The sequence below is a fragment of the Pedobacter sp. ASV12 genome (assembly GCF_016429155.1).
In the GTDB taxonomy this organism is placed as follows: domain Bacteria; phylum Bacteroidota; class Bacteroidia; order Sphingobacteriales; family Sphingobacteriaceae; genus Pedobacter.
In genome coordinates, this window is the sequence record NZ_JAELUC010000002.1 from 76,706 (window position 1) to 103,588 (window position 26,883).

Consider the following 26,883-nt stretch of genomic DNA (forward strand, 5'->3'; position numbering starts at 1 on the left):
TTTATTTTTTCTGGCCAGTAAAATTGAATCTCAGGTTAATGCCCGCAGTATTGATCTTGAGGTTTTTTTCGCCCATGCTGCCAATGGTTGGCTTAAAATAAGGTTCGAAAATAATCGTGTTTCTGCCTATGCTTTGGCTAAGGCCTACCGCAATAATCGCGCTATTGGCAAAATCGAAGCCCTTAAATTTGCTCTCTTCGGTTTGTTTTTCAATGGGAACACTTTTAACAAAGGCAGCCGAATTTTGAACGGTATAGTCATAAGTGTAGCGCTGAAGTAAGTAGGAGTTGGAATTGATGCCCGTGGCCAGGTAAAAATTCTTCTTTTTGCCCGGATAGAATTTAACGGTAATGGGAATGTCTATGCTTAGCAGTTGGGCATTTACCTTGATGTCGCTGATGCGGCTTTCGCGGCTCATTACATTGTAGGCCATGGCTTGGTTAGACACATCGCTGGCTAAATTTTGCGGAACGGTGCGGTTGTTATCGTAAGAAAGCCTGTTCTGGCTGAGTCCGGCACCCACGCTTACCAATAGGCTTTGGCTTACCTTGATGTTGGCATTGACCCCGAAACCTGCATTTACTTTGGCCGTATTGTTGGCATAATAGTTTACAAAGGTGCCGGTATATACATCGAAAGAATTGCTGAGTTCTTGCTGTTTATCTTCTTTTTTGTTGTTGCCACTGGCCATCAAAATCTGGCTTTGCGCTTTCAAAAATTCTTCGGTGGTTTTTTTCTGGGGCGCATTGTCTTTAATCGGCTTGGCTGGCTGATCGGGCACGGCCGCCACAACTAGCGGGTTAGCAGCCGGATTTGGGGCTGGCTGATTGGCAATAACCTGCTGCGGAGGCACTATATTTTTCGAGATGCTATCTTTTTGCACCAGAGCCACATTGACCGGCACAACGCTGCTTGGATTGTCTTTTGGGTTTTTAGCAATTTGATGAGCAAACCTTAAATCTTGATTTGGCGAAGTTCCTTTTTGCCGACTTGGCTTTTGGTTGGCTACAATTGCGGTGCTTTCGGTTTGTACAGGCGAATTTGGGGTTAAAGTATCATCGGCTTTGTAAGCGGGTTGCTCTTTTTTGGGTGTTTTTGTCAGGTAATCGGTATGCTCTATTTTTGGGCTATTTTTTTGCGTAAACAAGAAGAGGCCGGCCACTACTAAAATAGAGGCCGCAATGCCCGAAAGCCACCAGATAGGCAATTTTTTGCTTGGCGCTTCAGGATATTTTTTGCGCAGTTCGGCCCAGCCGTTTTCACTTAGGCCATCATCCACATCTTCAAACAGGGCTTTAATATGCCTTGTTAGTTCTTCATCTTGCTGCTTCATCGTGTATAAATTGAATAATTGCTCAATAAACTCTTCAGGGCCTGTTTTGCCCTGGTTAGGTAAGTTCTCGACGAACTTTCGGGGATATTCAGCATCTCCCCAATTTCTTTGTGGCTATAGCCGTCTATTTCGTATAAGTTAAAAACCAAATGCTGTGTTTCGTTCAGGTTCTTCATCAACTTCAGGATATCTTTGGCCGAAAGCTGATCGATTGCCGAATGGTAGGTAGTTTGTACTTCGGTATCTACCATTTCTATCGCCTGATTGAAACGCATGTTCCTTCTTTTATGGTCGAGCGAGGTGTTGACTAATATTTTCCTAAACCAGGCCTTGAAATCGGCATCCTCCCTAAACGTATGCAACGATTTGAAAACCTTGATAAAAGAATCGTTAACCACTTCCAAGGCGTCTTCCTGATTGATCAGGTACCTCGAAGCCACTCCCAATGCGTAGCCATAAAACTGTTTGTACAGCAATTCCTGAAACTGCAGATTTCCATCTTTACAGTTTCTCAATAAGTCGTTAAGAGGAGTCGCCTGTGGCTTGGCCATTTATTGTCTGATGCGCTTTAAACGATATTGGTAATAATTGTAAACTTGACTGGGATGATAAGGTATCATCTTGTCCAAAATTAAGCTATCTCCCTTGGTTTCGTATTGGTAATCGTTGTTTAATATCAGCCCCCAGTCAAAATCAGCCGTCCAAATGTTCTCATCGGTAAATCGAACCATCTTATCTACCAGCACAAATTTGCCGCTGCCCCTGCCTTTTAGGCTTTGGTAACGGTTGCCCTTAAATACTATTCTAGCTTCGCTGCTCGTCATTTTACCATCAACAATGGTTCTAAAAGTGCCCACATATGTGCCATTAAATGCGCTTTGGCCTGGATCCTTTTTACATGCCGAAAAAGACAGAGCCAGTACAGATAAGTATAAGATCCTTCTCATGTTTAGTTTGTTTTATAATAGCCATACGCTGATTTGAGGCCAAACGCTACAGGCTTTTCTAAAAAAGAACAGATAGATGCACTGTAATTGGCCAGCCTACCCTTTATATTTCGTAAATTTGCCTTTCAATATAATAACGGTGTCTTTAGAACAACTCAAATTAAGCAAGCCCCTCAACTCGGTAATGACCGAACTGGGCTATTTAAATGCTAAGGAAATACAGGCTAAAAGCATGTCGCGCATTATTGGCGGACAAGATATCATAGCCATAGGGCCAGAGGGTGCGGGCAAAACCACTACCTATGTGCTGGCTACTTTAATGCGCATCAAATATGGGTTCGAAGAAGCACCAAGGGCCTTGATTTTGGTGCCTACCAAAGAAAAAGTGGAAGAAACAATTGCCCAATTTGAACGGCTGAATAGAAACCAAACCATCCGTATTGTGGGCATCCATGCCGATAACAGCATGGAAAATCAGGTGAACGAGCTGACCGATGGCTGCGATATCGTAGTGGCTGTTCCGTCGAGGGCAAGGGCAGTTTACCTGAAATTGGGGCTCAACACCAATAAAATTCAGCTGATGGTTATCGACGATGCGGCCGAAATGGTGAAACAGGGTATGCAGCTGCCGATTAACGAATTGGCCAACAGCATTCAAAAATGCCAGCACCTGGTGTTTACCGAGGTAATGCACGAAAAGCTGGAGAAAATGATCAGTGCTTTTATGCGTTTTCCAACGCTGATAGAGGTAGAAGACCTGGGCGAAAACAAAGTGGAAACCCAGCCGCAACTATTGTATCAGGTACCCAACTTTAGAACAAAACTCAACCTGCTTAACCTTTTGCTTAAAGACAGCGAAGTGTTTGATAAGGTGGTCGTTTTTGTCAATACCCGATTAACCGCGCAAACCCTGGCCAAAGACCTTTTTGACGGCAAGGCCAGCGATGTTTTTGTGTATAAGCCCCTGTTTTTTGACGAGGCCGGTTTTGATGATGTCGAAGTTTTTAAGGCAACGCCAAATGCCCGTGTGCTGATTGTAGCCAATGAAATGCTAAGCGATTTCGATTTGAAAGGTATTCCGTTTATATTCCATTTTGAGTTGCCTGCACAAAGGGAAACCTATCTGCATCGCATAATCAGGCAACAGGATTCGGAGGAGCTGATGGCTATTACTTTTGCCACCGATTTGGAATTGCCCGAAGTACGTAAGATAGAACAGGCTATCGGTCAGAAATTGGAAATAGCCGAATTGCCAGACGACCTGCTGATTGAAGAAACCCCCAGGGAAAATACTTCAAAAAAGCAACTGAGCAAGGAAGAAGCCGAGGAGGAAGCTTTTCGCAGGGCCGCCTTTCACGAAAAGAAGAAAAGCAATGCCAAGACCAGCAATTTTGGTGCCGGCGAAAAAGCCGTAATGAGCAAGAAGAAAAAGCACAGCTAAGCGCAAATCTTTAAAACTCTGGAAACCTGGCTGAGCAGGTACTCAAATCGATCGCTGTGCACTACCGGCAAGCTTAAATTGCAAAAAAAAGCATAAGCCGCATTGCCTCAACTGCAATTGATTTTTTAATCGACAATTTGCGTTGTCTTTTTAGCCATTTTATCTAAATATTTGCTTGGAAAAATAGCATGGTTATTCTTCACCATTTTTTCCATCAGCTCCTTAACATGAGCCTGTACCTGGGTTGGCAAACTGTAAAAAGTTAGGTCTACTTGTGTTTTTCTTTCACCATCTAATACCCCGTTCTGATGTCTGATGGCTGTTTTTTGGCCTTTGTAATAGATCAGAATCTTCAAGCGGCCGTCGTCGTAGCCGTTATTGCCAAAAGTACCGTACACAATAATCGGTTCAATCAAGCCGTCGCCATCCAAATCGGTAAACTCGCAGTACTTGGTCCAGAACCATATCGAACTTTCAACTGTTGCGCCCTTGGCGTCTGGTAGTTTAAAATCGTTGATTTCCCATTTTTTGGTTGCCACGCCTTTATCTGCCTTAAAATTAAAGGCTTTAATGGAGTTGTTGATGGTATCTTTCGCTTTGATTTTGTCCGAACTTTCTGAAAGTGCTACGTAATAAGTGCCACTTTTGTCGCTATAGGTGTAAGCCCTAAAAATAGGGAAGTTAATGAGGTTTTTCTTTTTGAAGACGGCTGTGAAAAAATCGTCGGTTTCGGTTTTGTTCAGGGTATGGCTGTGGGTACTGTCGCTTTGCGCACTGGCTTGTAGCACAAAAAGTGTCATGCAAAGGAGAGCGTACAATTTTTTCATGTGGATAGGTTAAGCGGGTAAATTTAAAGTTTTTTGGCTTCGTTCCAGTAAACATCCATTTCGGCCAAAGTCATGTCTTGCAGGGCTTTGCCGTTTTCCTTGGCCTTTCCTTCTAAAAACTGGAAGCGTTTAATGAATTTTTTGTTGGTTTTCTCGAGGGCGTTTTCAGGATTGATGTTGATGAAACGGGCATAATTGACTAAAGAAAAGAGGAGGTCGCCAAACTCGCCTTCTGCCTTTTCGGTATCGATGGTTTCGTTTTCGGCAATGTTAAACTCGTCTTTGAATTCTTGCAGCTCTTCTTCAACCTTGGCCCAAACCTGTTCTTTTTCTTCCCAGTCGAAACCCACGCCACGTGCTTTTTCCTGTATGCGACTGGCTTTAACCAAGGCCGGCAATGAAGCGGGTACGCCTCCTAAAACAGATTTGTTGCCTTCTTTAAGCTTGAGCTGCTCCCAGTTGCGTTTTACATCTTCTTCGCTGTTCACTTCCACGTCGCCATAAATATGCGGATGCCTGCTGATGAGCTTATCGCATACGCCGTTTAGCACATCGGTAATGTTAAACTGATCGGTTTCGCTGGCAATGCGCGCATAAAAAACAAGGTGCATCATCAAATCGCCCAGTTCCTTTTTAACCTCCTGCATATCGCCATCCAAAATCGAATCAGACAGCTCGTAGGTCTCCTCAATGGTAAGGTGCCTCAGGGTTTCCATGGTTTGTTTTTTGTCCCACGGGCATTGGGTGCGCAAGGTATCGAGCACGGTAAGCAATCTTAAAAAGGCGGCATCTGGACTTTGGCTAGCTGGTGGCGGAATATTGGCGGGCATATTAATGGATAATGTTGAAAGTAATCATAATCGTAGTGAGCAAAAGTACGATAAGTCCGAACAAAAACATGATATCGGCTAAACGTTCCATTTTCTTGGTGCGTAGTGGGGTGCCCTGCATACTCAAAAAAGAAAGCAGGCAACTGGCCATAAACGAAATAACGGCCAATGCGGCGCCTTCGTCTATATAGGTGGATTGGCTGAGCTTTGAAATCTTGACCGAAGTGAGCACGATAAAACAAAAACCCAGCAAGTTGGCCGATGTATTGAGGATGTGTGGCGATTTGCTCCCGTTTTCTTGCATGTTATTCGGCTTCTTCAAGTTTTATCTTTTTTGTTATCCTGTATACCTTCCGTTTCCGTGGCGTTGATTTCTGTTCTTCGCCGAGCAAAAGCCCCCAAGGGGTGAGACCATCAACCCTTTCGAAAATGATTTTAAGCATGGCCAAATAGGGGATACATAAAAACATACCCGAAATACCCCAAATCATTTCGCCCACTACAATGCCGATAAAGGCAAAAAGGGCATTTATTTTTACTTTCGAACCTACTACCAAAGGCATCAGCAGGTTGCCGTCGATGGTGTGTACACCCACAAAAGCTAGGATTACAAACAGGGCTTTGGCTGCGCCGGCGGTGGCGAAAGTGATGAGTGCACTGATGAGCAGCGCCGTAGAAATGCCCAGGTAAGGAATGATATTGAAAATACCGGCAATGAGGCCCAGCAAAATCGCATATTTTACGCCCAGCAAAGAAAGGGTAACAATCATCAGCGTGGATACGATCAGCATCTGTATAAACAGGCCGGTAATGTATTTTTTGATGATCTGTTGTATTTCCCTTACAATTTCGGTCACCTTAGTTTTATGTTTTTCGGCAAAAACGGTAGTCAGGAAGGTAAACAGCAGGCGCCTGTAATTGAGCACGAAAAACGTAAATAGCAAGGTGAAAGCCAAGAACAGCAGGCTCGAAGAAATGGTAAGCAGGGTAGAGCCCACCAGGGTTGCACCTGTAGCCAAGGCCTTTTCGGCGCTGTTGCTCAGGTAAGCCTCCTGATTGTAAGTATTAACATGGAAAGTTCTCGAAATCCAATGCTGTATGTCGTGAAAAGCCGTTGTAAGCTGTTTAACCAGCAAAGGCCAGTCGCTCCAGAGTTCGCTTAATTGTGTGCCAAAAAAATACATGATGCCGTAAATGACGGCAATCATTACAATAACGGATGCAATGGAAGCCAAGCTGCGCTTAAACCTGAGCTTGCGTTCTAAAAAGTTGGCTAAAGGCAACAGCAAAAAAGCCATGAGCAATGAAAAAAGCAAAGGCGATAGCAGGCTTTTTCCCAAAATGGCCAAATAGCCAATCATGATAATTGAGAGGAGTGCCAGCGCTAGCCGGGCGACAAAAGGTAAGGAAACTTCCTTCATAGCTGGTAAATTTGAAATAAATATAGGTGAAAATTCGGTAGACTGGAAAGAGTTGTTGGTTTGGTGAATCTTTTTTGCTACTTCAAAACAGCTAAGTGCGAAGAATGGTTTTGGCAAACCAAAAATTGCCAATGAAGTTATTCTTTAGTCGCCCTGATCATTTCTCTTTTGCCGGGCGCGCCCGGAAGTTTTTCGATGCGCATGCCACAGGCTTTGAGGGCCCTTTTTAGGTTTCCGGTGATGGCATAACTCACAAAAGTACCTCCCAGTTTGAGAAAACTGCATGCGTGTGCAATCAGTTCGTTGGTCCACATTTCGGGTTGATGCCTTACCGAAAAAGCATCGTAATACAAAAGATCAAATTGTTGATTGGTGCCAAAATCGGCAAGGGTGGTATGGGCAATGCGTAAGTTGCAAAAGGCAGAAAGTTGTGTTTTGCTTTGTAGTGCCTGTTCGTAATTGATTATAAATTCTTGCCAGCTTGTTGCCGGAACATAGTCGCTGTAACCGGTTTGGTTAATAGTGGCTAAAGGCAGTGGAAATGCTTCGATGCCGGTGTAATCGAGCCCCTGCTGCTGCTCTTCGCAGTGAGCCTTGCTCAGGATGAAATTCAATCCGGTGCCAAAACCAACCTCAAGCACGCTGATGGCCTGACATGGATTTAAGCCAAGGACAAACTTTAATCCAGCCTCGATAAAAACATGCCTGCTTTCTTGCAGGGCGCCATGTGCAGAGTGGTAGTGCTCGCCAATGGTTTCGTTAAACAAGGTGTTGGAGCCATCGGCGGTTTGGGTTAAGATATTCATGTTGCAAAGTTGCTAAAAAACAGTCGCTATCAATTATCTTTAGGTATGAATATAGAAAGTTTTAGAACGTTTTGCCTCAGTTTGCCTGGAACAACCGAAGGCATGAAATGGGAACACCTTTGTTTCATGATCGAAGAAAAGATGTTTGTGATTGTTGCCTTGGAAGAGGGAAACAGCTTTTCTACCAAATGCGAACCGGAAGAGTTTGATAGGCTGGTGGCAAGGAACGGCATCCATCAGGCTTCGCACATGGCCAAGAGGCAATGGGTACAGATTGATCGTTTGGATATCCTGACTGAACAAGAATTGAAGAACAGGGTGATGACCTCGAGAGCGCTAGTGCTGGCTAAGTTGCCTAAAAAGATTCAGGAGAAGTATAAATAATTTTTTGGTTGCAGCTTAACAGGTTTGGTTTTAGGCTAACTGGCCAAGAATACAGTCCTTTGAGTTGTGGTTGTGGGTATAGCTAAGGTTAGCCACAGCTTGACAGATTTTTTATAGGCGATACCGCTAAGGCTGATTTGAAATGAACACAAGTTGCTATTGCTGCTCTATATCTGTAGTTGTTCTATAAAAAAAAGCCTCTCATCGTTTGAGAGGCTTTTCTTTGTTTAATGTTTTACCAGAGTCTTATTCTGTCTTCTGGTTTTTTATAGAGTTTGTCTCCAGGCTTTACGTCAAAAGCTTCGTACCAGGCATCCATGTTTACAGGGGCACCAATGGTTCTGTATGGGCCCGGCGAGTGCGGATCGGTTTTGATCAATTGGGCAGCGGCTTCTGGCAAAATGTTGCCTCTCCAAACCTGGGCCCACGACAAAAAGAAACGCTGATCGGGGGTAAAACCATCGATTTTTTCATTGCTTTGGCCTTGTTTGGTCATTTTGAAGGCGGTATAAGCCGCGTTAAGGCCACCTAAATCACCAATGTTTTCGCCCATGGTCAATTTACCCAATACATGGATGGTGTCAACTACCGTGTAGGCACTGAACTGATCGCCTAAAGCCTTGGTTTTGGCATTGAATTTTGCACGGTCTTCATCGGTCCACCAGTTTTTAAGGTTGCCTGATCCATCGTACTGGCTTCCGGTATCGTCAAAACCGTGGCTCATTTCATGGCCGATTACCGCACCAATACCACCATAGTTCACCGCATCGTCAGCATTTGGATCGAAAAACGGGAACTGCAAAATTCCGGCAGGAAATACGATTTCGTTCATGGTTGGACTGTAAGAAGCATTTACCGTTGGAGGCGTCATGCCAAAACGGGTACGGTCAACAGGCTTGCCCAAACGGTTTACCATTTCATTGTAACCCCATGCTCCGGCATTGCGCAGGTTTTGGAAATAAGTGCCCCTGTTAATTACCAAGCCATCGTAGGTTTGCCATTTGGTGGTGTAACCCACTTTAGGCGTAAAGGCATGCAGTTTTTCTAAGGCCTTTTTCTTGGTGGCATCGCTCATCCAATCCAAGTTGTTGATCCTGATTTCGAAGGCCTTGCGCAGGTTAACAATCATTTGGTCCATACGCACTTTGGCATCTGGCTTGAAATATTTGGCTACGTACAATTGGCCCAACAATTCGCCAATTGTGCCATCGGTTAAGGCCGACATGCGTTGCCAGCGTGGGGTTTGTACTTTTTGTCCGGTTTGTGCCTGGGTAAAGGCAAAGCTTGCTTTTACAAAAGGCGAGCTCAGGTTGTTGGCAGCTCCTTTTAATACGTTCCACTCCAAATAGGTTTTCCAGTCGGCCAACGGAACCGAAGTTAGCATGCCATTCAGGTTTTTGAAGAAAGAAGGTGAGTTAACCAATACTGTATCCTGTCCATTTACCTTAAATTTAGGCATCAAGGTTGTCCAGTTGATATTTGGCGTAATTTTGTTGAATTCGGCAACCGTTAACTTGTTGTAGGTTTTGTATTGGTCGCGCATTTCGATGCGGCTCATCTGGATTTCGGCCAATGCTTTTTCCAGTCTGAAAACCGTTTCTGCCTTTTGGGTCGCTACGGCTTCGGTATTGCCAACCAAACTAAACAGCTTAACCATGTAGGTATGGTAGGCTGCCCTGATTTTTTGGCTTTGTGGGTCGTCTTTTAAATAATAGTCGCGATCGCTTAAGGTAGTACCGCCCTGCGAAATGTTAACCAGGTATTTGGTTACGTTTTTTCGGTCTTGGCCAACCCCAAAACCAAATAGGCCACCACCAACGCCCGAAGTGCGCATATAGGCGATTTGGTCTAAAAGCCCCTGTACATCTTTTACTTGTTTGATTTTTTCAAGATCGGCTTTGATTGGGGTATAGCCCAGTTTTTCGATGGTCACGCTGTCCATGGCGGCGGCATAGAAATCGCCAACGCGTTTGGTTACTGAACCTGCAGGTGCATTTTTGTCGGCAGCAGCGGCTTCTACCAAGCTTCTCACCGCTTGGGCATTAAATTCGCGGAGTTCGTTAAAAGATCCCCAACGCGTTTCTTTGGCCGGAACAGGGTTGTTTTTGATCCAGGTTCCGCTGGCATACTGATAAAAATCATCGCCCGGCTTCACACTCAGATCCATATTTGCCGGGTCGATGTATTTTTTTGGTGCGTTCTGCGCCGAAGCCACAAAACTACCCGCCAGAATACCTGCCACCGCAAAATAACTTTTCAATTGAATTTTCATACTTTATGGGATATAATTAAAGATGAAAATTAAGAATTACCCAATAAACTAAGGCATGATAATAGAAATATTACTTGTTGAACCAGTAATAGATTTTGCTTAAGCCAATTTTGCGGAAAATGTCAATATTAAATAGGGTTAATCTGAACGATTTCATTGTTTTAGCTTTATATACTTATTTAACATATTTTAACATCTTTTATTGTACGGCGCTAAAAATCAGCGATGAAAAAGCCCCATTTTAGTGATTTAATATGTAATTTTGAATAATTCTAAATTAGAAATGGAAAAACACGAACATCCTCCACATACAGACGGCTGTTGCAGCCACGAACACAAGCACAGCCACGAACACAAGCACAGCCACGACGACGGGCACGACCATGACCATGGCGATGCTTCATCCATCAAAACCTATTTGCCGGCTATCTTAAGTCTGATGCTGCTGTTGAGCGCTATTGCCTTCGATCATTTTAAATTGGGCTTTTTTACGGGTTACTTACGTACAGGCTGGTATTTGCTGGCTTATGCCATGGTAGCCTTTTCAGTAATCAAGGAAGCTGTATTGACCATCGTCAAGGGCGATATTTTTACCGAATTTTTATTGATGTCGCTGGCAACCATTGGCGCGCTGGCGCTGGGCGAATATCCCGAAGCTGTAGCCGTGATGTTGTTTTATGCCATCGGCGAACTGTTTCAGGGCGCTGCGGTCGACAAGGCCAAGCGAAATATCAAAGCCCTGCTCGATGTGAGACCCGATGTAGCTAACGTAGAGCGCAACGGTAAATTCGAAACCGTGAAGCCCGATACTGTAGCCATAGGCGAAACCATACAGCTCAAAGTGGGCGAAAAAGCTCCCCTGGATGGAGAATTGTTGAGCGAAAACGCCAGCTTTAACACGGCTGCCCTAACGGGAGAAAGTACACCAAGAACCATTCGCCAGGGCGAAGCGGTGTTGGCGGGTATGCTCAATCTCGATCAGGTGGTTACGTTAAAAGTGACCAAGAAGTTTGCCGATAGTGCCTTATCGCGTATTTTGGAGATGGTGCAGAATGCAACTTCGCGAAAAGCCAAAACAGAGTTGTTCATCCGCAAGTTTGCCCGCGTGTATACGCCAATTGTTTTCTTTTTGGCAGTAGCACTGGTGGCTTTGCCTTATTTTTTTGTGGCCAATTACGATTTTCAGACCTGGTTGTACCGTGCACTGGTGTTTTTGGTCATTTCATGCCCTTGTGCCCTGGTTATTTCTATACCTTTGGGCTATTTTGGCGGTATTGGTGCGGCTTCTGCGAACGGAATCCTATTTAAAGGCTCTAATTTTCTCGATGTCATCACCCAGCTTAATGTAGTGGTGATGGATAAAACCGGTACCTTAACCCAAGGTGTGTTCAAGGTGAAAGAAGTCAAGGCCGAAATTGACGAAGCCAGGTTCATGAGCTTGTTGGCCTCATTAGAATCGCAGTCTACCCATCCCATTGCCAAAGCCATTGTAAGCCATTATGGCGATAAGCAGTTGCTAGCTGTAACCGAAGTGAAAGAAATTGCAGGTCATGGTTTAACGGCGCTTATCGACCAGCAACAAATAAGTGCGGGCAATGCCAAGCTGCTTAAAAAATTAGGTGTCGATTATCCTGATTTGATCAACGAACAAGTTGAAACCATTGTGCTGTTGGCTGTGGATGGCAAATATGCCGGTTATGCTATCATCGCCGATGAGGTAAAAGCCGATGCCAAGCAGGCGGTTGATGAACTGCACGCCAACGGTATCAAGCAGGTGGTGATGCTAAGTGGCGACAAAACGGCCATTACGCAGAAGCTGGCTAAAGAATTGGGTATCGACCTGGCCTATGGCGATTTGTTGCCCGAAGATAAGGTAAGCAGGTTGGAAGAAATCAAGAAAGATCCGGCAAACCAGGTAGCCTTTGTAGGCGATGGCATCAACGATGCACCGGTGCTGGCGCTTAGCGATGTAGGCATGGCCATGGGGGCCATGGGTAGCGATGCGGCTATCGAAACGGCTGATGTAGTGATTCAAAACGACCAGCCGAGCCGGATTGTTACAGCTATTAAAATTGGCAAAGCCACCAAGCGCGTGGTTTATCAGAACATTGGCCTGGCCTTTGTGGTAAAAGCTGTGGTGCTTATTTTGGGTGCTGGTGGTCTTGCCACTATGTGGGAGGCTGTTTTTGCCGATGTTGGCGTCGCATTTCTGGCGATTTTAAATGCGGTGAGAATTCAAAGGATGAAATTTTGAATTTGCTATTAATTTTAGTAAATTTGATCTGTGAAGGAGCATGTTAAATATAAAATCCCTGACGATTACGAAAAGGTGTGGCAGTTCAATGATATTGACCTGTCGCTAACCTATAGCTATGCCCATTACCTCAACTGGCTTTTTGATGATCGCGTAGAATTGATTAAAGGCAAGGTCTTCAAGATGAGCCCTGCGCCATCACGTTTGCATCAGGAAATTTCGAGAAACCTGTTTCTTCCAATCGCCAATTTTTTAAAAAATCAGCCTTGCAAAGCTTATACAGCTCCTTTCGATGTGCGTTTTCCCAAAGAAAGTACAGCCAACGAAGCTATTTATACCGTGTTGCAACCCGATATTTGCGTCGTTTGTGATAAATCTAAGCTCGATGATAAAGGTTGCCTCGGCGCGCCAGATCTCGTTATCGAAATCCTTTCGCCGGGCAATAACAAAAAGGAATTGTTGTACAAATACCAAATCTATCAAGAGTTTGGCGTAAAAGAATATTGGGTGGTAAGCCAAAGCGATCAAACCGTTTTAATTTACAGCTTAATCAATGGTCATTACCAGCCTTCAAAAATCTACACGCTAGGCGAGGTTGTGACCTCGAGCGTTTTGCCGGGCTTTGGCCTCAGCCTCGACGAAGTATTTAGTGATTTGTAGGCAAATCCTGTCCGAATTGCAAGAGGTAGCCGTTGTTGTCGTAAATGGCAAATTCGCGCATGCCATAATCAAAATCTTCTAGCGGATAACAAACATTAGCCTGGTCTTTAAGCTGTTCCCAAATTTCATCAACGTTAGGGGTGTTGAAATAAAAAGAACCCGTAAAAACGGCTTTTTCAAAACCGATATGTTCGTTAGGCAGGCTTACAAAGATTTGTACTTCGTCTTTTTGCAGGCAGGCCCAAAAAGTAGGCTGGTCGGTTAGGCAGGTAAAGCCGAGCAGCTGGGTGTAAAATTCAATAGTTGCATCAAACTGGTTAGTATAGAGGCAAGGGGTTAGTCGATCGAGTTGCATGTTGAGCTTTTAGTTGAACTAAGCTACGAAATTATGTTCAAGGTTGTAAAGTTTAGGCTCTGCTAGCCGGTGTTCTTTGCGATAACCTTATACGATCTGTCAATTAGGTTCGCCATTAAAAACTGCCGACCGGAAAATGCCAATTGTGCACGCTTTCTGCTTTAAAAATTCCTGCCAAAATCGTATTTTTGTAGTTTAATCGACACAAATATACATGAGCATTTCCACAAAATACGACCCTACGGCCGCAGAAGACAAATGGTACAGCTATTGGCTAGACAAAAAGTTTTTTCATTCAACACCCGATGAACGTGAACCTTATACCATCGTCATTCCGCCACCAAATGTAACCGGCGTATTGCACATGGGCCATATGCTCAACAACACCATTCAGGATGTGCTGATCCGTAAGGCGCGTATGCAGGGCAAAAATGCTTGCTGGGTACCTGGAACCGACCATGCTTCTATTGCAACCGAAGCAAAGGTGGTAGCCATGCTCAAAGAAAGAGGCATCAGCAAAAAAGACCTGAGCCGTGAAGAGTTTTTGAAGTACGCCTGGGAATGGAAAGAAAAATACGGTGGTATTATTCTAGACCAGCTCAAAAAACTGGGCGCCAGTTGCGATTGGGACAGAACCCGTTTCACCATGGAAGATGACCTGTCTGATGCGGTAATCGATAGCTTTATCCATTTGTACAAAAAAGGCAATATCTACCGTGGCGTGCGCATGGTAAACTGGGATCCTACAGGCAAAACTGCCGTTTCTGACGAAGAAGTGATCCGCAAAGAAGTAAACCAAAAGTTGTACTACATCAAATATGAGGTGAAAAACGAAGGCGAGCCTTCAGCTTTTCTGACCATTGCAACCACCAGGCCAGAGACCATCATGGCCGATAGTGCAATTTGTATCAATCCTAACGACGAGCGCTATACGCATTTGCATGGCAAAAAGGTTTTTGTGCCTTTGATCAATCGCGAAATTCCGATTATACAAGACGAATATGTAACCATGGAATTTGGAACAGGTTGCTTAAAAGTTACGCCTGCACACGATTTGAACGATTATGAACTGGGGGTAAAACACAAGCTTCCGGTTATCGATATCCTGAACGACGATGGTACTTTGAACGATAAGGCCGAAATCCTGATTGGCGAAGACCGTTTCGTGGCTCGTAAAAAGATTGCCAAAATGCTCGAAGAAAGCGGGCACTTGGAAAAAGTAGAAGATTATAAATCGCAGGTAGGTTTTTCTGAACGTACCGATGCGGTTATCGAGCCAAAACTATCGCTGCAATGGTTCAGTAAAATGGACCAGTTGGCCAAACCGGCATTGGAGGATGTGTTGAACGGCGAAGTAAAGCTGATCCCGGAAAAGTTCATCAATACCTATCGCCACTGGATGGAAAACGTGAAAGATTGGTGTATTAGTCGCCAATTGTGGTGGGGACAACGCATTCCAGCCTGGTATTTTCAGCACGAGGAGCCGGTTGTAGCCAAAACAAAGGCAGAAGCCATCGAAGAACTGATCAACCGTGTGCCAGAGCGTCGCGAGTGGTCTGAAGAATCGAAGTCAGGCTTTAGAAAACAGGCCGAAGAATTTATCAGGCAGGACGAAGACGTGGTTGACACCTGGTTTTCGTCGTGGTTGTGGCCGATTACCGTTTTTGGTGGTTTTAAAGATTCCCAGAACAAAGATTTCAACTATTACTACCCAACCAACGATTTGGTAACTGCTCCGGAGATTTTGTTCTTCTGGGTGGCCCGTATGATTATGGCTGGACGTGAATTTACAGGCAAAAAACCATTTACCAATGTTTATTTAACTGGTATTGTTCGCGATAAATTGGGCAGAAAAATGTCTAAATCGCTAGGCAACTCGCCTGATCCGATTGGACTGATCGAAAAATACGGTGCCGATGGCGTAAGGGTGGGCATGCTGATGTCTTCGCCGGCTGGCAACGATTTGATGTTCGACGAAGCTTATTGCGAGCAAGGCCGTAACTTTGCCAACAAAATCTGGAATGCCTTCCGCTTGGTAAAAGGATGGGAGGTTGACGAAACTTTGGCCAATCCAAACCAAAAGGCCATCGCCTGGTTCGAAAGCCGTTTTAGCGAAGCTTTGGCCGAAATCGAATCTAACTTTAAACAATACCGCTTATCCGAAGCCTTAATGGCGACCTATAAATTGGTATGGGACGATTTCTGCGCCTGGTACCTGGAAATGATCAAGCCCCAGTACCAACATCCGGTTGATGCCGAGACCAAGAAAATCACCGTCCAGTATTTCGAGCAGATTTTAAGGTTATTGCATCCTTTTATGCCATTTTTAACCGAAGAACTGTACCACGACGAGCTGTTTGGCGAGCGTGCCGAAATGGATTGCTGCATTGTGGCTGAATATCCGGTAATTGGGCAGGCAAACGAGGCTTTGCTTAAAGAGGCCGAATTGGTTAAAGGATTGGTTTCGGAAATCAGAAACGTAAGGAATAAACGCCAGATTTCGCCAAAAGAGGCTTTGCCTTTGGCAATCAAGGTAAATTCTGGACTCGATTATAAACAATGGGAAAACATTGTTTTCAAATTGGCCAATATTGAGCAGATCGAGTTGGTTAACGACAAGGTTGCGGGTGCGGCCAGCTTTATGGTGGGCAACGACGAATTCTTCATCAGTTTAGGAGGCAACGTTGATGCCGAGGCAGAAAAAGAGCGCTTAAGCAAAGAATTGGAATACCTGCAGGGCTTCCTGAAATCGGTTGATGCCAAGTTGGGCAACGAGCGTTTTGTACAAAATGCAAAACCCGAAATCATTGCCAACGAACGCAATAAAAAAGCCGATGCTGAATCTAAAATTGCAATCATTACCGAAAGCCTGGCGGCTTTGGAGGCTTAGTATGAAAAAAATAAAATTGGGTCTTGCCGGCTTGGCCTTGTGCTTTATGGCCTGCCAAAGCAACCAGAAACAACAGGAAACAGCTGATACGATGGTTCTGGATACAACCATTACGCAAGAGGTAGAAGTGCCACCTCCACCGGTTGCTGGGAGCGATACGGGTTTAAAACCAAATCCAAATACCATTTTGGTAAGTTGCGATGGGGTAGGGAAGATTACTTTTGACGATACCTACGAATCTATTGAACGCAAGGCTGGCAAAGCGAATGTAGGACTTGATTCTGTAATAGTTAATGGTGTGTTTCAGCAGACTTTTGCGACCAAAGTTTGGAAAGGTACGGCAGGAGAGCTTACCATCAATTGGCAGGAGAATAAACCTCCCTATCAAACCATTCAGAATATCATTATTGATAAACCCGGCGCTACTTATGTGTTGCAGAATGGCATTAAATTAGGCAGTCCGCTATCACTGTTTAATAAGCTGAATGGCAAACCGGTAATGCTCATTGGCTTTGCGGGTAAAAATGCAGGTACCTTAATGAGTTTTGACGGGGGCAACCTGATGGCGCAGATACCTTGCGTGAGGGGAGTTTTTGCTTTGCCTCTGATGAAGTCGCACCCTAAAGAGGTAGATGCGGTACTGACGCCAAACCTGGTTCAATCAGACCACACAGCTTTTAAGATTTACGATCCTACATTGGTAAAGATAATTGTCAACTCAAAAAGATAAAAGATGAAGAAATTAGCGGTCATGCTTTCAGTAGCCCTTTTGGTGGCCTGTTCCAATAAAAAAGCAACAGAAAATACAAGTAGTTCAACCATCTTTATCGAGCAGAAAGTAAACGAGTTTATTGCCGAAAACCCTGATTGGACCAAAGACCAGGCAACCCAGGATGCCACTACCGATAAGTTTAAGCATTGGGCCATAAACCTGAGCAACGAGCCTGACTTTCTGAAAGACATGCCTTTAAAGCTCAAAAGCCTAACCGATACGTTGGTAAGCGGACAAACTTTTAAGCTGGCCACTTTTGTGGGCTATAACGATAATGCAAGGCCCAAAGGTTCGCTGTTAAATTACATCCAGCTTCAAATAAACGGTATTATGCCCGATGATATTGTGAAAACCGTAACACTCGACAAAAACTATACGCTTACCGGCAACTTGTATAAGCAAGGCAAAAGAGCCGATGTGAAGTTTGTGAAGGTGGCCGATTTTAAAGGTTATGACATAGGCAAATACACCTTTTCTATTACGGCGGTAAAACCGATGTAGTTTTACAATAAGTTTTAGTCACAGATGAACAGATTGGTTTTGGGGATTTAGGCCTATTAATTTCGTTCATCAATGACTTTTACCCTATAGCTTAGGGGGGCTTTAGGCTTTTGTTTCTATTGTAATTAAAATATTATTGCTCAGGCTATTAATTCTGATTGAAAAACCTTATTATTGGTTAGGTTAAAACGTTTAAGCTGCCTAACATCAACTTTTCACTCATTCAATAACCGTTCTGAGATGGATAACACTAGAAGAACATTTATCAAGCAATCCGTATTGCTTGCAGCCGCTACTTATGCAGGTACGCTCAGTACAAGCGCAAAAAGCTATAACCGCATTATAGGTGCCAACGATCGAGTTCGTGTAGGTGCAGTCGGTTTTTCGGATCGATTTAGGGAAACGCTTTTTCCCTGTTTTCAAAATCACTACAAGGAACTGAATTTTGACCTGGTTGGCCTTTCCGATCTGTGGGCCTACCGCAGGGATCAGGGTACTGCCTTTCTCAAGGAAAAAACGGGTAGCGATATCAAAAGCTGTCGCAACAACGACGAACTATACGCCATGAAAGACCTGGATGCGGTTATTATCAGTACGGCCGATTTTCAGCATGCTTTGCATACCATAGAAGCGGTAAAAGCCGGTTGCGATGCCTATGTAGAAAAACCCTTTGCCGAAACCATGGATGATGCCAAAGCTGCCTTAAAGGCCGTGAAATCCAGCAATAAAATTGTACAGATCGGTTCGCAACGCCGCAGTGGCGAGAATTATAAAAATGCAGCTGAATATATCCAACAGGGTAAGTTTGGGCCCATTACAGCGGTGGATTTGGTGTGGAACGTAAACCAACCCGGGCGTTGGCGCAGACCTGCCTTGGTAGCCAAACTCAAACAGGAAGACATCGATTGGAAGCGTTTTCTGCTCAACCGTCCGGCCGATACCTGGGACCCTCGCAAATATTTGGAATACCGCTTGTTCTGGCCTTACTCTTCGGGCATGCCCGGGCAGTGGATGTCGCACCAAATTGATACGGTGCACTGGTTTACGCAGTTGCATCATCCGCGCAGCGTAGTGGCCAATGGTGGTATCTACACTTGGAAGGATGGCCGCAAAAATTGGGATACCATGGTGGCGGTATTCGATTATGGCAAACCCAATACCAGTGATGGCTTTCAGGTTACCTTTACCTCGAGGATGCAGAACAGCGTAGGCGATGTAGGCGAAGTGTATTATTCGAACGGCGGAGAGCTCAACCTCATCACCAATAAAGTTTCGCCAAAAGGAGGCTTGGGCGAGAAAGAAGCGGCCGCTATGGGCATGAAAGCCAATTTGTTGGGCAATTTCGACCTTTCCAAAGCCGAGATCAAGACGGCTACCGGTGCCAGCATGGGTGGCGATCCCCTAACTTCGGGCCACATGCGCAACTGGATGGAGTGCGTACGCAGTCGAAAAACGCCAAATGCTCCGGTTGAGGCAGGTTACTATCATTCTATAGCCAATATCATGACCAATGCGGCGGTACATACCGGTGCAAAAGCCACTTTCGATGAGCAAAAACAGGAAGTAATGGCCAACGGCAAGACTTTCAAATATTAAACCCATATCTACCTATCATTTATAACCCCAATATAATGAAGCTGAACACGATTACCTTAGCACTTTCCCTGCTTGGCCTAACCACGGCTGTACAAGCGCAAAAAACTACCTCTTTGTTTGATGGCAAAACCCTAAATGGCTGGAAGCCCATTGTGGGTTCTGCACCTTATGCCATAGAGAACGGCATGATTGTAGGTACCATGGCCAAAGGTTCGCCCAACTCTTTTTTGGTGACCGAAAAAGAATACGGCAATTTTATTTTAGAGCTGGATGTAAAACTGGAAGGCACCGAAACCAATTCGGGTATCCAAACGCGTAGCCATTTTAATCCTGCCGGCAACCAAGGCAAAGGCATGGTGTACGGAAGGCAGGTTGAAATAGATCCATCGGCCAGATCGTGGACTGGCGGTATCTACGACGAGGCCCGAAGGCAGTGGCTTTATCCGCTAGAACTTAATCCGAAAGCCAAATCGGCTTACAAGGTAGAAGAATTTAACCATTATAAAATCGAATGTATCGGTAACGAAACCAAAACCTGGGTAAACGGCATTCCGGTTGCCTATGTTATCGATACCGTTGATCAAACTGGTTTTATTGGCCTGCAGGTGCATGGCATTGGCAATAACCTCAAATTGGATGGCAAAAAGGTTTATTTTAAAAACATCCGCATCCAAACCGAAAATCTCAAGCCACAGGCTTTTCCAAAGGGAATTTATACCGTTAATTTTATGCCTAATAACCTTTCTGCCTACGAAAAAGCCAATGGTTATAAATTGCTGTTTGATGGCAAAACCAATGCAGGCTGGGTTGGGGCCTATAAAACCGCATTCCCGGCAAAGGGCTGGAGCATTGCCAATGGCGAGCTGACAGTGCTGCCGTCGGATGGGGCAGAATCAACCAATGGAGGCGATATCGTGACCAAGGAAGAGTTTTCGGCCTTCGATCTTTCTTTCGATTTCAAACTGTCTGAAGGCGCCAACAGTGGCGTAAAATACTTCGTCACCCTGTCTGAAAAAAATACCGGATCGGCCATCGGTCTCGAGTATCAGGTACTGGATGACGAGAGGCATCCCGATGCCAAATTGGGCAGGGATGGCAACAGGACATTGGCTTCGCTGTACGATTTGATGACCGCTAAAAAGGAAGCCCGTTTCCTGCATCCTATTGGTGCCTGGAACAGCGGCAGGGTAGTGGTTTATCCGAACAACAAAGTAGAACATTACCTCAACGGCGTAAAAGTATTGGAATATACCAGGGGGTCTGAAGAATTCAGGAAGCTGGTTGCTTTGAGCAAATATAAGGTTTGGAAAGATTTTGGCGAGGCGCCTAAAGGGCACCTTTTGTTACAGGATCATGGAAACCGGGTGAGTTTTAGAAGCATCAAAATCAAGACTTTGTAATGCGACGTCGTACTTTTATTCAAAAATCGGCCCTGATGGGGTCTGGTTTGTTGCTGTCAGACCGTTTGATGGCCAACCTGTATGCCGAACCCATTTCTATGGCCATGATTGGCTGTGGCGATCGGGGCAAAGGGGTGCTTTCCGTTGTCAGATCTATGCCTGAGCTGTTTAAAGTAGCTGCTTATTGCGATGTGCTCGATTTTAGATTGGCCGAAACCAAGCCTTATGTGCCGGCATCGGCCGAAGCAGTAAAAGACTACCAGAAAATTCTCGACAATAAAAATATCAAGGCCGTATTTATTGCGGTACCCTTAAACCAGCATTTTAAAATTGCCAAAGATGCCGTGCTGGCAGGCAAGCACGTTTATGTAGAGAAAACCATGACCTACAATGCCAGTCAGGCGCTCGAATTGAGGAAGCTGGTGAAGCAATACCCTAAACAGGTATTTCAGGTGGGTTACCAATACCGCTATTCGCCTTTGTATTTTAAGGTAAAGGAAATGATCCAGAGTGGCTATATCGGCAAGGTTTCGCAGATAGACTGCCGGTGGGACAGAAACGGCAACTGGCGCAGGGCAGTACCCGATCCGGGTTTAGAACGGCAGATCAATTGGCGCATGTACAAGGAATACTCTGGTGGCCTGCCTGCCGAGCTGTTGTCGCACCAAATCGATTTTATCAATTGGGCATTCGAAACGCAACCCAACGAAATTTTGGGAACCGGCGGGATTGACGTCTTTAAGGATGGCCGCGAAACCTACGACAATGTGCAGGCCGTTTTAAGGTACAAGGAGGCGGGTATGATCGGCAATTTTGGAGCCACCTGTGGCAATGCGCATGATGGTTACCTGTTCAAGATCAAAGGCACCAAAGGCACGGTTTCCCTGCTCACCAATACGGGGGTATTTTATCCTGAAAAGGCTTTGGCCAAAGAACTGGGTATTGTTGATGGCGTAACCAGTGCCACCAAAATAGCACCCCATGCCGACGGGGGCATCCCGATTTTAGACAAGCCTACCATAGACGGTACTAACTATGCCTTGAAAGCTTTTTACGAATCGATAACAGCAGGGAGTATGCCCGTTTCGAACATCGATACAGGCACCAAGGCTTCTATTTGTGTGGCCATGTGCAACGAAGCCATTTATTCGGGGCAAAGCCAGTTTTGGAAAAAGGAATACGATTAGGAAGCTAAATTAAAGCGCCTGATAGTGGGGAAGCTCGGCCACAAACAAAAAACGGCCGTTGCTATGGTCTATTTGGGCATGGTAATGCTGCAGGCCATTGGTTACCACCAGCCAAGGCGCTTTGTAAACCGAGTTATAGCGCGCAGCTTGGTCAAAAGTAGCTTGTGTAATCGCCACCGAAGGCGCTTTGCATTCGATAACCATCAATTTATCGCCGGCCGTATTGTAGACCAGAATATCGCTTCTTTTACGCGTTTGATTAAGGCTGAGGCCTCCTTCAATCTGTAGCAATGCGGTAGGGAAGCCTTTTTCCTTCACCAAAAAACGGATAAAATGCTGCCTTACCCATTCTTCGGGCGTTAAAACCAAATGCTTTTTGCGGATTTCGTCGAAAATGAAATAGGTATCCTCTTTTTGCGTAATCTTAAAGGGATGAGGGGGCAAATTAAGGGGCGTAGGGTTAAAGGGCATTTAAAGCAGTTTTCGGTTTTCAGTTCCCGGTTCCGGTTCTCGGTTGGCAGTTTGCTATAGGCGGTTTTAGGCTAACGGTTTTCAATTCCCGCTTTTAGCATCTCAATACTCAATACTCAATACTCAAATCTCATATCTCACATCTCATATCTCACATCTCACCGACAAATATACTACCTCAAATCTAATTTAAATCGTAATTTTACGGCAATGAGCGCGGTTGATATCCTAAAAGACTTAAAGGCAAGAAAATTCAAGCCACTATACTTATTGCAGGGCGAAGAACCTTATTATATTGACCAGGTGGTTGATTACATGGAGAAGCATGTGCTGAGCGATGGCGAAAAAGGTTTTAACCAAACGGTGCTCTATGGCAAAGACACCGACATGGCCACTATTCTAAATGCGGCCAAACGCTATCCGATGATGTCCGAATACCAGCTTATCATTGTGAAAGAAGCCCAAGACCTGAAATGGGCCAAAGAAACCGAAGGCAGCAGCAAAGAGGCCGAAGTAGCGCTCAACTATTTTGAGAAGCCCTTGCCGAGCACTATTTTGGTGCTTGCCTACAAATATGCCAATTTCGACAAGCGCAAAAAGATATACAAGGCCATTGCCAACAACGGCGTGGTTTTTCAGTCTGACCCAGTGCGCGATTACAAACTAATGCCCTGGATCGAAGACCATATCAAGGAAAAAGGCTATAAAATTGCTCCTCAGGCGGCCGCGCTGATGGCCGAATACCTGGGCACCGATTTGTCTAAAATTGCCAACGAAGTAGAAAAGCTCTGTTTGAACATCAGCAAAGATGCCACGATACAAACAGACGATATCCAGCGTAATATTGGTATCAGCAAGGAATACAACGTATTCGAACTGCAAAAGGCATTGGCCACGCGCAATGTGCTCAAATGCAATCAGATTGTGAATTATTTTGCCGACAATCCCAAAGCCAACCCTATGGTGATGGTGATGGCCAATTTGAGTGCTTATTTTACCAAAATTCTCAAATACCACTACCTGCCCAATAAAAACGATGCCGCTAAGGAACTGGGTGTAAATCCATATTTTGTGAAAGATTACGAAACCGCCGCCCGGACGTTCAGCATTGGCAAAACCTTCGACATCATCAGCATACTTCGCAGCTACGATCTAAAAAGCAAGGGTTTAGACAGCACCGGAAATACGACCGATGGTGAGCTGTTAAAGGAAATGTTGTTTAAGATAATCCATTAGTTGGTTGGTATGTTAGTTTGTTGGGTGGTTAGTTGTTGACAAATGTTTAATCGTTAACTTAGAACTGCCAATTCAAAACTGCTAACTGTCAACTAAGAACCGGTAATTGTTTCAATCATTCACTCATTCATTCACTCATTCATTCACTCAATCATTCATTCAATCATTCCCCATGCTCAAAGGACTTCGCACCATTGTTTATCATGTTACTGATCTAGCCAAGGCCAAAGAATGGTACCAACAGGTTTTTGGCATCATGCCTTATTTTGACGAGCCTTTCTACGTAGGCTATAACGTCGGCGGTTTCGAACTCGGCCTCGATCCTGATCCCTCAAGCTACCAAAATGGCAACCAATCAATAACCTATTGGGGCGTTGACGATATCAAAGCAGCCTTCGAAAAGATGGAGATTTTGGGTGTTAAGGTACACGAAGCCCCTAAAAACGTGGGCGGCCCAATTTGGGTAGGCAGTATTTACGATCCTTTTGACAACGTAATAGGCCTGATAGAAAATCCGGAGTTTCAGGCTTAAGTCTGTAGGCTGTCGTGTTTTGTAGGTTAACAAGCCGGCCAATCCTTCATTAACCACCCTCAGCACCAAATACCAACTGGTGATTTTCGCCTAAATATTTCTAGGCATTGTAACTACAAAGTTATTGATATGGCGATATAATTGGCTCTTTGGTCGTTTATATTTACTTGTCAATTAACTTATTATTACATGAAAAGAAATTTACTAACCATTTTACTGGCAGTGGGCGCCATTGCGGCAACCCAGGCACAAGTAAGGCCACAAGGCGGTGGTGCAACAGATAGTACCCGCAGGGCTCCGGGTGCGGCCCTGGGCTCGGGTGTGAGGGCACAGCCTAAACCTTATAACCAGGTGATTACCGATAAGGCACTTACCCGAAAGGGAATGATTACTACCCATAAAATTGAAGACAAATACTATTTTGAAATTGCCGATACCACTTTAGGCAGAGACATTTTGGTGGTAAGCCGCATCTCAAAATCGGGTACCGAAGTCCGTGCAGCGCAAGGGTATGCCGGCGATGTCATCGGCAGTACGGTAATCCGTTTCGACAAAGGACCCAACAACCGCATTTTTATGCGAAAAATCAGCTTCAAAACGTATAGTCCCGATAGCACGACGTCGATGTACCAGAACCTGAAAAATTCAAGCATCCAGCCTATTGCGGCTTCTTTTAACGTAGCAGCGTATTCGCCCGACAAAAACGGCAGCGTTATCGATGTAACCGATTACATCAACAGCGACAACGATATTTTTTATTTCAGTTCGCCAATATCCAAAACCCGCTTCAGGTTGGGTAGCCAATTGGCCGATCGCAGCTATATTCAAAACATCCGCAGTTTTCCGATGAACGTAGAGATCAGCACAGTTAAAACCTACAGCTTATCAGCAGCAACCACTGGCGGTTTTGGCGGTGGTGCGCCAGCAGGCGGAGGCGGTGCAGGTGGTTCAACCGGTTCGGCAACCATAGAGCTCAATACTTCGATGGTGATTTTGCCTAAAGTGCCTATGAAAGCCCGCTATGCCGATCCACGTGTAGGCTATTTTACGGTTGGTTATACCGATTTCGACCTCAACCCGCAAGGGGTGAAGGAAATCGAGCTCATCAAACGTTGGAGATTGGAACCAAAACCTCAGGATTTGGCCAAATACAAACGTGGCGAGTTGGTGGAGCCGGCTAAACAGATTGTGTATTACATCGATCCGGCTACGCCAAAAAAATGGGTTCCTTACCTGATTGCCGGTATAAACGATTGGCAAAAAGCCTTTGAGAAAGCCGGTTTCAAAAATGCCATCGTAGGCAAAATGGCACCAACCAAAGCACAGGATTCGACCTGGAGCATAGACGATGCACGTCATTCGGCTATTGTGTACAAGCCTTCAGAAATTGCCAATGCCAGCGGACCGAGCATTTCCGATCCTCGCAGCGGCGAAATCATGGAAAGCCATATCAACTGGTATCACAACGTGATGAAACTGGTGCACGATTGGTATATGATCCAAACGGCTGCGGTTGATCCAAGGGCGCGCAAAGTTACTTTCAGTGACGAATTGATGGGCGATTTGATCCGTTTCGTTTCTTCGCACGAAGTAGGCCATACTTTGGGCTTGCTGCACAACTATGGTTCAAGCTCAACCGTGCCGGTAGAAAACCTGCGCAACAAAAAATGGGTAGAAGAAAATGGCCACACGCCGTCTATTATGGATTATGCCCGTTTCAACTATGTCGCGCAGCCAGAAGACAACATTACTTCGAAAGGTTTATATCCACGCATTGGCGATTATGATAAATGGGCCATTGAGTGGGGTTATAAATACCTGGATGGCAAAGGTGCCGGCGATGAAACTGCCGCCTTGAATAAAATGGTGATCGAATCGGCCAAAAACAGACGCCTATGGTTTGGCACCGAGTCTAACCCAGACGATCCGCATTCACAAAATGAAGATTTGGGCGACAATGCCATGAAAGCCAGCGATTACGGTATCAAAAACCTCAAGGTAATTTTGCCTCAATTGCCAGCTTGGACTAAAGAGCCTAACGAAGGTTACGAGAATTTAGCGAATATGTATGGCCAGTTAACTACGCAGTTTGGCCGCTATATGGGCCACGTTGCCAAGAATGTAGGCGGTGTTTACGAAAATCCGAAAACCGTTGAGCAGGCCGGTTCCATTTACGAGCGCGTGCCGGCGGCCACGCAAAAAGAGGCCATGGACTTCTTGAACAGGCAATTGTTCATAACGCCAAAATGGATGTTGAACCAGTCGATTTTGGATAACATTGATCAAAATCCATTGGAAGTAGTTTCCAGGTTACAGGGTTCTACCCTGAGCCGTTTGTTGAGCAACAATACCTTGAGCAAATTGGTGGCTGCCGAAGCTACAGATGGTGCCACGGCTTACAAAATTACCGATCTGTTTGGCGATTTGAACGGTTCGATCTTCACTGAGCTGAAATCAAATGCAACGATCGATGTATATCGTCGTAACCTGCAAAAGGCCTATGTAGATAAGCTGATTGCCATTGTGAAACCAGCTGCGCCAGCACCAACAGCGGTTAATGCCGTTTTAACCGGCAGGGGCGGTAACATTCCTACGGGTTTGTCGGCGTCGCAAAGCGATGTGGTATCGGTGGTTAAAGGCCAGTTGCGTGATTTGGATAAAACCATCAAATCGGCGGCAGGCTCGCAAGGCGATACCTTAAGCAAATACCATCTGCAAGACCTGGCCGACCGCATCGAGGCGGCTTTAGACAGCAAAAAAGACTAAGC

Annotated in this window: 24 protein-coding genes; 13 read left to right on the top strand and 11 right to left on the bottom strand. The window is 45.1% G+C overall.

Going from position 1 to position 26,883, the window contains the following annotated elements:
* Position 1: 1 nt before the first annotated feature.
* From JHD69_RS01285 to JHD69_RS01295, 3 genes are read right to left on the bottom strand one after another with little or no spacing between them, the layout of a single operon-like run.
* Positions 2–1,333: a hypothetical protein gene (locus JHD69_RS01285; RefSeq protein WP_199136526.1), complete on the bottom strand. Its 1,332-nt coding sequence runs from the start codon at positions 1,331–1,333 to the stop codon at positions 2–4.
* The gene (locus JHD69_RS01290) at positions 1,330–1,848 is read right to left on the bottom strand and encodes an RNA polymerase sigma factor (RefSeq protein WP_233165616.1); all 519 of its coding nucleotides are present in this window, start codon (positions 1,846–1,848) and stop codon (positions 1,330–1,332) included. Before JHD69_RS01290 ends, JHD69_RS01285 begins: the two co-directional genes overlap by 4 nt.
* A gap of 36 nt (positions 1,849–1,884) precedes the next feature.
* On the bottom strand, positions 1,885–2,280 hold the full coding sequence (locus JHD69_RS01295; protein WP_199136531.1) for a hypothetical protein: 396 nt from the start codon (positions 2,278–2,280) through the stop codon (positions 1,885–1,887).
* 139 nt (positions 2,281–2,419) lie between these two features.
* On the opposite strand from JHD69_RS01295, the gene JHD69_RS01300 reads away from it, so the two are divergent.
* Positions 2,420–3,721 carry a DEAD/DEAH box helicase gene (locus JHD69_RS01300; protein ID WP_199136533.1) on the top strand — a complete coding sequence of 434 codons (1,302 nt, stop codon included), beginning with the start codon at positions 2,420–2,422 and terminating at the stop codon, positions 3,719–3,721.
* Positions 3,722–3,846: 125 nt separating this feature from the next.
* On the opposite strand, the gene JHD69_RS01305 is transcribed toward JHD69_RS01300, so the two are convergent.
* The 5 genes from JHD69_RS01305 to mnmD form a co-directional block, all read right to left on the bottom strand.
* Complete coding sequence (locus tag JHD69_RS01305; protein ID WP_199136535.1) at positions 3,847–4,548, bottom strand: M949_RS01915 family surface polysaccharide biosynthesis protein; 702 nt, start codon at positions 4,546–4,548, stop codon at positions 3,847–3,849.
* A 23-nt stretch (positions 4,549–4,571) separates the two neighbouring features.
* Positions 4,572–5,378 carry a nucleoside triphosphate pyrophosphohydrolase gene (gene mazG / locus JHD69_RS01310; RefSeq protein ID WP_199136537.1) on the bottom strand — a complete coding sequence of 269 codons (807 nt, stop codon included), beginning with the start codon at positions 5,376–5,378 and terminating at the stop codon, positions 4,572–4,574.
* 1 nt (position 5,379) lies between these two features.
* Positions 5,380–5,700, bottom strand: coding sequence for a hypothetical protein (locus JHD69_RS01315; RefSeq protein ID WP_233165617.1), 321 nt, complete (start codon positions 5,698–5,700; stop codon positions 5,380–5,382).
* Positions 5,684–6,799: an AI-2E family transporter gene (locus JHD69_RS01320; RefSeq protein ID WP_199136539.1), complete on the bottom strand. Its 1,116-nt coding sequence runs from the start codon at positions 6,797–6,799 to the stop codon at positions 5,684–5,686. Before JHD69_RS01320 ends, JHD69_RS01315 begins: the two co-directional genes overlap by 17 nt.
* Before the next feature lie 137 nt (positions 6,800–6,936).
* Positions 6,937–7,605 carry a tRNA (5-methylaminomethyl-2-thiouridine)(34)-methyltransferase MnmD gene (gene mnmD / locus JHD69_RS01325; RefSeq protein ID WP_199136541.1) on the bottom strand — a complete coding sequence of 223 codons (669 nt, stop codon included), beginning with the start codon at positions 7,603–7,605 and terminating at the stop codon, positions 6,937–6,939.
* A gap of 45 nt (positions 7,606–7,650) precedes the next feature.
* Between mnmD and JHD69_RS01330 the strand changes: the two genes are divergently transcribed.
* Positions 7,651–7,989 carry an MmcQ/YjbR family DNA-binding protein gene (locus tag JHD69_RS01330; RefSeq protein WP_199136543.1) on the top strand — a complete coding sequence of 113 codons (339 nt, stop codon included), beginning with the start codon at positions 7,651–7,653 and terminating at the stop codon, positions 7,987–7,989.
* Between the two features lie 235 nt (positions 7,990–8,224).
* On the opposite strand, the gene JHD69_RS01335 is transcribed toward JHD69_RS01330, so the two are convergent.
* The gene (locus JHD69_RS01335; RefSeq protein WP_199136544.1) at positions 8,225–10,261 is read right to left on the bottom strand and encodes a M13 family metallopeptidase; all 2,037 of its coding nucleotides are present in this window, start codon (positions 10,259–10,261) and stop codon (positions 8,225–8,227) included.
* Positions 10,262–10,544: 283 nt separating this feature from the next.
* Between JHD69_RS01335 and JHD69_RS01340 the strand changes: the two genes are divergently transcribed.
* On the top strand, positions 10,545–12,515 hold the full coding sequence (locus tag JHD69_RS01340) for a heavy metal translocating P-type ATPase (protein ID WP_199136546.1): 1,971 nt from the start codon (positions 10,545–10,547) through the stop codon (positions 12,513–12,515).
* Positions 12,516–12,545: 30 nt separating this feature from the next.
* Positions 12,546–13,175 (top strand): Uma2 family endonuclease, encoded by a 630-nt coding sequence (locus JHD69_RS01345; protein WP_370583443.1) that lies wholly within the window; start codon positions 12,546–12,548, stop codon positions 13,173–13,175.
* On the opposite strand, the gene JHD69_RS01350 is transcribed toward JHD69_RS01345, so the two are convergent.
* Positions 13,162–13,530, bottom strand: a complete 369-nt coding sequence (locus JHD69_RS01350) for a VOC family protein (protein WP_199136548.1) — start codon at positions 13,528–13,530, stop codon at positions 13,162–13,164. The genes JHD69_RS01345 and JHD69_RS01350 overlap by 14 nt on opposite strands.
* Positions 13,531–13,744: 214 nt before the next feature.
* On the opposite strand from JHD69_RS01350, the gene JHD69_RS01355 reads away from it, so the two are divergent.
* The 6 genes from JHD69_RS01355 to JHD69_RS01380 all read left to right on the top strand — a co-directional run bounded on the left by JHD69_RS01355 (position 13,745) and on the right by JHD69_RS01380 (position 21,876).
* Complete coding sequence (locus JHD69_RS01355) at positions 13,745–16,420, top strand: valine--tRNA ligase (protein WP_199136557.1); 2,676 nt, start codon at positions 13,745–13,747, stop codon at positions 16,418–16,420.
* 1 nt (position 16,421) lies between these two features.
* Positions 16,422–17,150, top strand: coding sequence for a hypothetical protein (locus tag JHD69_RS01360; RefSeq protein ID WP_199136559.1), 729 nt, complete (start codon positions 16,422–16,424; stop codon positions 17,148–17,150).
* A gap of 3 nt (positions 17,151–17,153) precedes the next feature.
* Complete coding sequence (locus JHD69_RS01365) at positions 17,154–17,693, top strand: hypothetical protein (protein WP_199136561.1); 540 nt, start codon at positions 17,154–17,156, stop codon at positions 17,691–17,693.
* A 240-nt stretch (positions 17,694–17,933) separates the two neighbouring features.
* On the top strand, positions 17,934–19,289 hold the full coding sequence (locus JHD69_RS01370; protein ID WP_199136563.1) for a Gfo/Idh/MocA family protein: 1,356 nt from the start codon (positions 17,934–17,936) through the stop codon (positions 19,287–19,289).
* A 35-nt stretch (positions 19,290–19,324) separates the two neighbouring features.
* Complete coding sequence (locus tag JHD69_RS01375; protein ID WP_199136565.1) at positions 19,325–20,689, top strand: 3-keto-disaccharide hydrolase; 1,365 nt, start codon at positions 19,325–19,327, stop codon at positions 20,687–20,689.
* Positions 20,689–21,876, top strand: a complete 1,188-nt coding sequence (locus JHD69_RS01380) for a Gfo/Idh/MocA family protein (RefSeq protein ID WP_199136567.1) — start codon at positions 20,689–20,691, stop codon at positions 21,874–21,876. Before JHD69_RS01375 ends, JHD69_RS01380 begins: the two co-directional genes overlap by 1 nt.
* A 9-nt stretch (positions 21,877–21,885) precedes the next feature.
* Here the strand turns inward: JHD69_RS01380 and JHD69_RS01385 are convergent, their stop codons facing one another.
* The gene (locus JHD69_RS01385; protein ID WP_199136569.1) at positions 21,886–22,347 is read right to left on the bottom strand and encodes a type I restriction enzyme HsdR N-terminal domain-containing protein; all 462 of its coding nucleotides are present in this window, start codon (positions 22,345–22,347) and stop codon (positions 21,886–21,888) included.
* Positions 22,348–22,557: 210 nt separating this feature from the next.
* On the opposite strand from JHD69_RS01385, the gene holA reads away from it, so the two are divergent.
* The 3 genes from holA (at position 22,558) to JHD69_RS01400 (ending at position 26,881) form a co-directional block, all read left to right on the top strand.
* Positions 22,558–23,583 (top strand): DNA polymerase III subunit delta, encoded by a 1,026-nt coding sequence (gene holA / locus JHD69_RS01390; protein ID WP_199136571.1) that lies wholly within the window; start codon positions 22,558–22,560, stop codon positions 23,581–23,583.
* A gap of 172 nt (positions 23,584–23,755) precedes the next feature.
* Positions 23,756–24,115, top strand: coding sequence for a VOC family protein (locus tag JHD69_RS01395; protein ID WP_199136573.1), 360 nt, complete (start codon positions 23,756–23,758; stop codon positions 24,113–24,115).
* Between the two features lie 189 nt (positions 24,116–24,304).
* Positions 24,305–26,881 (top strand): zinc-dependent metalloprotease, encoded by a 2,577-nt coding sequence (locus JHD69_RS01400; protein ID WP_199136575.1) that lies wholly within the window; start codon positions 24,305–24,307, stop codon positions 26,879–26,881.
* Positions 26,882–26,883 lie beyond the last annotated feature (2 nt).